This is a genomic window from uncultured Sphingomonas sp., assembly GCF_964237155.1.
Classification (GTDB): domain Bacteria; phylum Pseudomonadota; class Alphaproteobacteria; order Sphingomonadales; family Sphingomonadaceae; genus Sphingomonas.
In genome coordinates this window covers 1-3,110 of the sequence record NZ_CAXSHH010000139.1, presented here as the reverse complement: position 1 = coordinate 3,110, position 3,110 = coordinate 1, and the positions used below count along the sequence as shown (strand labels likewise).

General features: G+C 62.4%; 5 protein-coding genes and 1 pseudogene. 3 read left to right on the top strand and 3 right to left on the bottom strand.

Features of this window, described 5'->3' with window-relative positions:
- Positions 1 to 665: 665 nt before the first annotated feature.
- From ACFE71_RS15315 to ACFE71_RS15305, 3 genes are read right to left on the bottom strand one after another with little or no spacing between them, the layout of a single operon-like run.
- The gene (locus tag ACFE71_RS15315; RefSeq protein ID WP_375429625.1) at positions 666 to 1,079 is read right to left on the bottom strand and encodes a DUF2442 domain-containing protein; all 414 of its coding nucleotides are present in this window, start codon (positions 1,077 to 1,079) and stop codon (positions 666 to 668) included.
- Between the two features lie 10 nt (positions 1,080 to 1,089).
- On the bottom strand, positions 1,090 to 1,371 hold the full coding sequence (locus tag ACFE71_RS15310; protein ID WP_375429624.1) for a helix-turn-helix domain-containing protein: 282 nt from the start codon (positions 1,369 to 1,371) through the stop codon (positions 1,090 to 1,092).
- Positions 1,368 to 1,691 carry a type II toxin-antitoxin system RelE/ParE family toxin gene (locus tag ACFE71_RS15305; protein ID WP_375429623.1) on the bottom strand — a complete coding sequence of 108 codons (324 nt, stop codon included), beginning with the start codon at positions 1,689 to 1,691 and terminating at the stop codon, positions 1,368 to 1,370. Before ACFE71_RS15305 ends, ACFE71_RS15310 begins: the two co-directional genes overlap by 4 nt.
- 216 nt (positions 1,692 to 1,907) lie before the next feature.
- On the opposite strand from ACFE71_RS15305, the gene ACFE71_RS15300 reads away from it, so the two are divergent.
- From ACFE71_RS15300 to ACFE71_RS15290, 3 genes and pseudogenes are all read left to right on the top strand, one after another.
- Positions 1,908 to 2,546 carry a plasmid partitioning-family protein gene (locus ACFE71_RS15300; RefSeq protein ID WP_375429622.1) on the top strand — a complete coding sequence of 213 codons (639 nt, stop codon included), beginning with the start codon at positions 1,908 to 1,910 and terminating at the stop codon, positions 2,544 to 2,546.
- Positions 2,536 to 2,850: a hypothetical protein gene (locus ACFE71_RS15295; RefSeq protein ID WP_375429621.1), complete on the top strand. Its 315-nt coding sequence runs from the start codon at positions 2,536 to 2,538 to the stop codon at positions 2,848 to 2,850. The genes ACFE71_RS15300 and ACFE71_RS15295 overlap by 11 nt, the downstream gene beginning before the upstream one ends.
- A gap of 20 nt (positions 2,851 to 2,870) precedes the next feature.
- Positions 2,871 to 3,110 (top strand): annotated as a pseudogene (locus tag ACFE71_RS15290) (hypothetical protein); the annotation flags it as partial.

The window sequence follows — 3,110 nt, the reverse complement described above, 5'->3', positions numbered from 1 at the left end:
TGAATCAGCGAACGGCGCTCAGCTCAACCCGCTGATTGGGTTTGAGCCCTAGGAACCTATTACCGCGTTATCTCAGGAAATGCTTTTCTTAAATATTATGAGGCACACAGAGAGATAATACATAATGCCGCCAAATGTGATGTTGAGCAGTATCAAGAACCCTGGGGCTTTGCCCGCATAATCAGGAATGCAATCGTCCATGGCCGTGTTAGAATTGATAATCCTAAAGCTAAAGTAGAAACCTGGTATTCTTTATCTTATGAACCCGCTGATAACTATAAGGACATAGTAGGAATAGATATAAGTCCAACAGATCTGGTCGTGCTCATGTTGGAAATGGAAGCCGCTCTGTGGAAAGTTGAAGGGTCTGACAAGACCTGGATATTGCTCGATAAGCCATTCTTGGAATTTGGATAACTCCGGGCGTCTTAACCGAACGCGGCTAGCCGCGCTTCGCAGATCGTCGTCACCTGTGGCACGGCGTAACCGGATCAGGCTGGACAGCTAGCGCCAGTCGATCGGATATAGCCAGCGATGTTCGGGTGCGATCGGCATGGCGATTGTATGAGTCAGCCGAGAGTGGAACGAAAGAGGAAATTCTGTTTTACCTCTACTCGCCTGAAAGCCTTCTGAGTGTCACAGCCAGCAAGGTCAGCAGTGTAGGATTATGCCGTCGCGAACTTCCGCGGCCGACCGTCTTTACGGCCTTTCGCGCGCGAGGCGGCGACCTTGACGGCCGTGCGGGAGCGGCCCCCTTCCGCGCCGAGCTGGCGCGCCATCCATTGCTTCGAGCCGAACACGCCCTGGAGCAGCGCCGGGACGTAGAGGTCCGCATCGAGCTTGGGCCAGTGGAGCCCCAGCCCCGCCGGGCTGATCTCGATCTCGGCCAGGCTATCGGGCGACGCATCGGCCAGCCCTTCGGCGAGCCGCGTCGGAAACGTCAGCTCGACCCCGGTGTTCAGCGCGACCACGACTCGCGATCGGCGACGATCATAGCGGGCGGACACGGCATGACCCGCGGCGCGGATCACCTCCATGCGCGCTTCGGCTTGCGCCAGCTCCTGCTCAGTAATCGCCATAAGCCGCCTCTCAGGCCGCTTCCGCGATCCGCATCTCGATGTGCAGGCCAGCCGCAGCAGTGAGGTTTACCAGCGCGTCGAGCGAAAACTTGTCGATCTTGCCCCGGAGGAGGTCCGACAGACGCGGGCGCGTGATCCCGAGCCGCGCCGCGGCTTTGTCCTGAGGCAGCTCCCAGCCCTTCACCTGCGCCGTGATCGCACGCATCAGATCGGAGCGTGCCGTCATGTTGGCCGCTTCCGCAGGCGTATCGCAGAGCGCATCCCACACGCTGCTGAATGTCTCGACCTTCATTGTGCTTCCTTCCACGCCCGGAGCCGCTTGGCGGCCAGCTCCAAATCCGCCTTTGGTGTCGCCTGGGTCTTCTTCTGAAACGCATGAAGGACCAACACGCCCTCCTCGACCGCGGCGAGATAGACGACCCGAAACGCGCCGGCCGCTTCCCTCACCCTGATCTCGCGCACGCCCGGCCCTATGCTCGGCATCGGTTTCCAATCCGCGGGATCGTCACCCGCCTGAACCTTGCCCAGCTCAAAACCCGCACGCCCTCGCGCCTTTTCAGGGAAGTCGCGCAGACAATCGCGACTATCCCCGAGAAAGATGACCGGCTTCACCACTCAGTGCGTATCAGAACTGATACGAAAAGACAAGCCGGGAGGGCCGCGCCCGTGCCCGGGCCGCGCGCTATCTCCGCTGCGCTCCGACCGAGCCACCTACGGCGTCTCGGCGCTTCGCGTGACGATCTCTCGCGCGAGAAGGTGCAAAGGCTCTTTCCTTCACTTCAAAGAACCTTCACAGTGTCACAGGTAAGAGTACGTTAAGGGGCGAAGGTGCAAATCTACTCACTCATCAGCCAGAAAGGCGGCGCGGGGAAGAGCACCCTTGCCCGGCATCTCGCGGTGCTCGCGGGCGAAAGCGAGCCTAGCCTTATCATCGACCGCGACCCGCAGCGGACCACGACGAAATGGTGGACGCGCCGCGAGCGGATCGATCCGGCGTTCGAGCGCCCCGAGCTGGTCGACCTGGACGGCACCACCCTGACCGACGCCGCTAAGCGACTCCGCCGCAAGGCCGAGGGCGCGTTGTTCATCGACACGCGCCCGGCCGTCGAGGAGCCCGAGGCCGAGGCGGCGCGCGTGGCGGACCTGGTGATCGTACCGGTACGACCGTCCCCGGACGACTTGGAGGCAGTCGGCGAGACGTTGAAGATCTTGCGCCGCCTCGATCGGCGCGCGGCCGTCGTCGTCAACGCGGCGAAGAACGATTCCCGAGCGACCGCGGCGCGCGCCGCCCTCTCGCGCTACCCGGTCCCAGTTTGCCCGATCCATCTATCCGATCGGACCGTCTATCTGGACGCCTCGCTTGAGGGGAGGGGAGTCACCGAAATGCGCGGTCACGCCGCGCGCGAAGCAGCCGACGAGCTACGCCAGGTCTGGAGTTGGATACAGGAGATACGACATGAGCAGTAAGCGCACCGGCCGCGCCCTTGCCGACGTGATGGGCGAGCTGGACGAGGAGCCGACCGCGGCCCCGATCGCCGCGGCGACGGCTGACATCGCACCCGCCCGGGAGAGCGCATCGCCGGCGATCGTCCCCATCAACGTGCAGGTCACCCCGCGCGATCGTAAGCGGCTTCGCCAGCTCAGCCTCGACACCGGCTTGAGTTTGCAGAAGCTGGGGCATGAGGCATGGAACCGGGTGCTGGAGGCGCGTGGACTGGAGCCGCTGGAGGCGGTCGCGGCGAGCGTCCCGAGCGGTCGGTCGCGCCGCTAGTCTCTCACCTTGGAGTCTTTATGACTAAGAAGGGCAGAAGGATAGAAGGCGGCTCGGTCGGCTTGCTCGACCAGCTCGAAATGTTCGTGACGTTGCCGGGCGACATACCGACCCATGACGAGCAGGAGATGATGGAGCGGCCGTTCTTCAGCCTCTCCAAGCAGCGACGTAGCGAGCCGATTGATTACCAGGTGCAGAACGGCACCATGGACTTGCCCCGGAAAAGTGGAGAGGTATTTGCTCAGCTGGCCGCCTGTCGC

Excerpts from the sequence above, each read along its gene's own strand:
- ACFE71_RS15315 (WP_375429625.1), bottom strand. The coding sequence starts at position 1,079 with ATGGCGATTACTGAGCAGGAGCTGGCGCAAGCCGAAGCGCGCATGGAG.
- ACFE71_RS15310 (WP_375429624.1), bottom strand. The coding sequence starts at position 1,371 with ATGAAGGTCGAGACATTCAGCAGCGTGTGGGATGCGCTCTGCGATACG.
- ACFE71_RS15295 (WP_375429621.1), top strand. The coding sequence starts at position 2,536 with ATGAGCAGTAAGCGCACCGGCCGCGCCCTTGCCGACGTGATGGGCGAG.